The organism is Mycobacterium sp., from assembly GCF_049585075.1.
Classification (GTDB): domain Bacteria; phylum Actinomycetota; class Actinomycetes; order Mycobacteriales; family Mycobacteriaceae; genus Mycobacterium.
The window spans coordinates 1-2,519 of the sequence record NZ_JBAUZA010000299.1 but is presented as its reverse complement, the minus strand read 5'-3'; the positions used below and the strand labels follow the sequence as shown (position 1 = coordinate 2,519).

At 61.1% G+C, this 2,519-nt stretch carries 1 protein-coding gene and 1 pseudogene; both read left to right on the top strand.

Features of this window, described 5'->3' with window-relative positions; translation table 11 throughout:
- Positions 1–1,700, top strand: a 1,700-nt coding sequence (locus tag WB785_RS14515) for a carbon starvation CstA family protein (RefSeq protein WP_424080031.1), incomplete at its 5' end; no start/stop codon positions are given.
- Positions 1,701–1,994: 294 nt separating this feature from the next.
- Positions 1,995–2,519: pseudogene (locus tag WB785_RS14510) on the top strand (phosphatase PAP2 family protein); the annotation flags it as partial.

Genomic DNA, 2,519 nt, shown 5'->3' with positions numbered 1-2,519 from the left:
TGATCGCGGTTCTTGCGCTGATCGTCGTGAGAGCACTGGCCCAAAGCCCGTGGGGGGTGTTCTCGATCGCAATGACCATCCCGATCGCCCTGTTTATGGGTTGCTACCTTCGGTTCCTGCGCCCCGGCCGGGTGTCGGAGGTATCCCTGATCGGCTTCGCACTGCTACTGCTCGCCGTGGTGTCCGGCAACTGGGTCGCCGAAACATCCTGGGGTGCATCCTGGTTCACTCTCTCCCCGGTCACGCTGTGCTGGTGCCTGATCATCTATGGTTTCGCCGCGTCGGTGCTGCCGGTTTGGTTGCTGCTTGCGCCGCGCGACTACCTGTCGACGTTCATGAAGGTCGGCGCCATCGTGCTGCTCGCGATCGGCATCTGCATCGCGAGGCCGGAAATGCAGGCACCCGCAACAACGCAGTTCGCCACCAAGGGCAACGGCCCGGTGTTCGCCGGCTCGTTGTTTCCGTTCCTGTTCATCACCATCGCGTGCGGCGCGCTGTCCGGATTTCACTCGCTGATCTCCTCCGGGACGACACCGAAGCTGCTGGAGAAGGAAAGCCAGATGCGGCTGATCGGCTACGGCGGCATGATCACCGAGTCGTTCGTCGCCGTCATGGCGTTGATTACCGCGTCGATCATCAACCAGCATCTGTACTTCACCCTCAACGCGCCGGCCGCGCAAACCGGCGGCACCGCGGCCACCGCGGCGGAATATGTCAACAAGCTCGGCCTGTCCGGAGCGCCGGCCACGGCCGACCAGATCATTCAGGCCGCCCGCAGCGTCGGTGAGAAGTCGATTGTGTCGCGTACCGGCGGAGCGCCGACGCTGGCCTGGGGAATGTCCGAAGTACTGCAGCGGGTATTCGGCGGGGCCGGGCTGAAGTCCTTCTGGTACCACTTCGCGATCATGTTCGAGGCACTGTTCATCCTGACCACCCTCGACGCGGGGACCAGGGTTAACCGCTTCATGCTCTCTGACGCGCTGGGTAACTTCGGTGGCCCGCTGGTCAAACTGCGAAACCCGAGCTGGCGCCCCGGCGTATGGATCTGCAGCCTCGCTGTGGTGGCGGCGTGGGGCAGCACCCTGCTGATGGGCGTGACCGATCCGCTGGGCGGTATCAACACGCTGTTCCCACTATTCGGTATTGCTAATCAGCTGTTGGCGGCAATCGCGCTGATCGTCATCACCGTGGTCGTCATCAAAAAGGGGCTAGTGAAATGGGCCTGGATTCCAGGGATTCCACTGGTGTGGGATCTTGCGGTCACCCTGACCGCATCATGGCAGAAGATTTTTTCTCCAGATCCCAACGTGGGCTACTGGACTCAGCACTCCCAATATGCCGCCGCCAAAGCTGCCGGAAAGACAGCGTTCGGTTCGGCGAAGACGGCCAGTCAGCTGAACGACGTCATCAGAAACACGTTCATTCAAGGCACTTTGTCAATCCTGTTTGCCGCTGTCGTCATGATCCTGGTGTTGGCCGCAATCGTTGTGGTATACAAGACAATTCGCGGTGACGGCAAACCGTTGACGGAAGACGATCCCGTGCCGTCCCGACTGTTCGCACCGTCGGGCATGATCTCTCGCGGGACTGAACGCGAACTACAGAAACTTTGGGACGAGCACAGTCTGACGCAGACGCGCCAGCCCGGTTCCGGCGTATCTTCGGCGGAGTCTCCTACTATTGGGGCAGATCTTGATTAGCATGGCCGCCGAATTCACAGCTGTCACATAGGGTCACGCGATCGGGTGCCGACGGATACATCCGTTTGATGAATGACGCTCGCGTGCCGTTTCTAAGCCGTTGCGCTACAGCGTTTCTGGTGAAATGTTTGGTTCAATCGCAGATGGCTATAAGAATGAACACGTGGGAAACAGTCGGCAACGGATAAGGTTGGACTGGTGACAGTAACAACTGATCGCAGGATCCGGCTCTTCAAGGGTGACCCGCAAGCGGTAGCCACCCGGCTGCTCCGCCGTCCACAACTGCCGAAAGCCATGTCGTTGGCGCGCCCCGGGTCCGTCGCCGACTTTGACCTCGAACCCATCGAAACCCGGGAGCGTTGGCTCACGTTCGCCCGGCGGATGGCGGTCACCACCTGGGCCCTTGTTGTGGTCTACCGGTCCCTGACGGACGGGCTCGCATTCAATCGCGAACTGCTGCTGCTCTACATCGCCACCGGGCTCATTGCCGCCAGCATCGGTCGCGGGCACAAGGTACTCGCGGTCGTGCGCGACTGGCTCCCGTTTGCGCTTGTGCTGGTTGTGTATGACCTCAGCCGGGGTGCGGCAACACTGGTCGGTGCGCCCACGTTGTGGCACTTCCAGCCACAGGCGGACAAGTGGTTGTTTTTTGGCACCGTCCCGACCGTGTGGTTGCAGGAGCGCATCAAGCTGCCGCAACCCCCGTGGTGGGAGGTGATCATCAGCGGCATCTACATGTCGTTTTTTGTCCTGCCCTATGTTGTCGCCGGAGTGCTCTGGCTGCGCAACCGAAGTGACTGGGCCGCGTTTGTCCGACGG